This is a genomic window from Actinobacillus ureae ATCC 25976 (genome assembly GCF_000188255.1).
GTDB classification, from domain to species: domain Bacteria; phylum Pseudomonadota; class Gammaproteobacteria; order Enterobacterales; family Pasteurellaceae; genus Actinobacillus; species Actinobacillus ureae.
In genome coordinates, this window is sequence record NZ_GL831080.1 from 1525826 (window position 1) to 1528040 (window position 2215).

A 2215-nucleotide genomic window follows, 5' to 3' on the forward strand; every position below is an offset into this window, starting at 1 on the left:
GATAAAATCTATCTACATTGCCCGACTAAAATTAGAGAACACCTTACCCAACCCGAATATATTACACTTTGCGAGCAAGCCTATCCTGCGATAATGGAACAAATGCTATTAGAGGAGCAACGTGAAAAATTGTTTAGAAGAAAACCGAAAAGCGAGTAATGGAAAAATGAGCAGAATTCTGTAAAATACAATTATAGTAAAAACAATGCCCTTATCGAAATAAGGGCATTTTTGTGCAGTTTTGTTTAAATTTTGGTCTTTGTGCAACTGCTACATAATACCGCGAAAATTTCTGCAAATTTGACCGCTTGTTTGTTTTTACGAGGAATATCCATGTTCTTAGAAGCCCTTCAATTCAGTATTAGCACGACCTTGCCAACTATTTTATTAATGTTTGCCGGTATATTGTTGCGCCGCAAAAAATATATTGACGACCATTTCTGCAATATGACATCGAAAAGCCTGTTTAATTTTGCAATTCCTACCTTGCTCTTTTTAAATATGCAAAAAGGCGAGCTGAATTATGCAGCGAATATTCCGCTGATTCTGACTGCGATTATCGGTACGCTGACAATCTACCTTATTGCCGAATGGTGGGCGGGTAAATATATTGCAGACAAGCCATTTCGTGCCGTTTTCACTCAAGGAACGTTTCGTAGCAACATTGCTATCCTTGGTTTGGCACTCATTATGAATGCCTATGGTAATGCGGCAATGGCAACTGCTTCGATTTACGTTGCGGTATCTGTAATTTTATTCAATATGCTAGCAGTTATCACATTGACTAAAGCATTTAGTGAGGGTAAACCCCAATTCGGCAGCCTATTTATTTCTATTTTGAAAAATCCGTTGATTATTGGCTTAGTATTAGGGTTGATATTCAATGAACTCCAATTGGAATTACCGACACCGTTACTGAAAACTGGGCAAGCTATTGGCGGACTAACGCTACCCTTGGCGCTTATTTGTACTGGCGCAAGTATTGATTTCAAACAGCTACGCAAATTTAAAAAGGGCGAAGGCAGTACAACTAACCGTTTAGTTTTGCTTTCTGCGAGTATTCGCTTATTTGTCACCCCTGTTTTCCTATTCAGTTTAGGTAAATGGGTTTTCGACTTATCACCAATGGAGCTCGGTATCGTCTTTCTTAGCACCTCAGCACCGACTGCCGCCGCTACTTATGCGATGATTCGTAATTACGGCGGTGATGCCGTTTCCACAGCTAACTTAATCGGTATTACCACTGTTGGCTCAATGTTTACTTCTAGCTTTGGCTTGCTGATCTTACGCCAGCTTGGCTGGGTATAATTTGTAAAAAAATCATAAAAAATGACCGCTTGCATATCTAACAAGCGGTCATTTTTTCTTAAAAAGTTGCAAATAAAGAACTAAATCTTCGCCCCACACTTCTTTCGCAATTTCTTCAACGTGGCGTACTTTCGCCCATTGCTGTTCTTCAGTCATCACATTGCCTTCTTCGTTTGACGCAAAGCCACATTGCGGACTTAAACAAAGTTGCTCAAGTGGTACATATTTCGCTGCTTCGGCAATACGAGCTTTAATCGCTTCTTTGTCTTCTAATTCCGGGAATTTTGAGCTCACTAAACCTAACACTACACGGCCTTTATTGTCCGCAAAATGTTTTAATGGTTCAAAACCGCCAGAACGCTCATCATCATACTCTAAGAAGTAACCGTCATAATTGGTTTGACCGAATAAACCGTCAGCGATTAGGTCATAAGCGCCTTCTAATAAATAAGAAGATTTATAGTTACCACGGCAAACGTGAGTCGTGATAGTTAAATCTGCCGGTTTGTCCGCTAAAATCGCTTGAATATTCGCAACGGCTTGCGCTTTATCCGCTTCAAAGGTCGGTTGCTGATAATTGTTACATAGTGAACCCCAATACACGTCATCAATTTGTAAATAACGGCAACCTGCATCATAGAATGCTTTAATTGCGTCTTTATAAGCCTGTTGCACATCTTTAGCAAATTCTTCACGGGTTGCGTAGATACCGTGATCCCATTGTGCCGGATACATTAATTGATTCGGACTTGGAATCGTGAATTTGGCTACCGCTCTGCCCGCAACAATCGCATTGAATTTTTTGAAATGTGCAAGGAATGGATGATTTGGATTCCAAGAGACTTTTCCACAACAGCGAGTGTTATAAGGACGTACATCTACACCTTTGAATGCATAATCTTTGGGG

General features: G+C 40.2%; 2 protein-coding genes. One reads left to right on the forward strand and one right to left on the reverse strand.

Features of this window, described 5'->3' with window-relative positions:
- Window positions 1-333 precede the first annotated feature (333 nt).
- Window positions 334-1308, forward strand: a complete 975-nt coding sequence (locus HMPREF0027_RS07155) for an AEC family transporter (protein ID WP_005623562.1) — start codon at window positions 334-336, stop codon at window positions 1306-1308.
- Window positions 1309-1356: 48 nt separating this feature from the next.
- Here HMPREF0027_RS07155 and HMPREF0027_RS07160 read toward each other — a convergent pair.
- The coding region (locus HMPREF0027_RS07160) for a 5-methyltetrahydropteroyltriglutamate--homocysteine S-methyltransferase (protein ID WP_005623564.1) at window positions 1357-2215 on the reverse strand (859 nt) is incomplete at its 5' end.

Excerpts from the sequence above, each read along its gene's own strand:
- HMPREF0027_RS07155 (WP_005623562.1), top strand. The coding sequence starts at position 334 with ATGTTCTTAGAAGCCCTTCAATTCAGTATTAGCACGACCTTGCCAACT.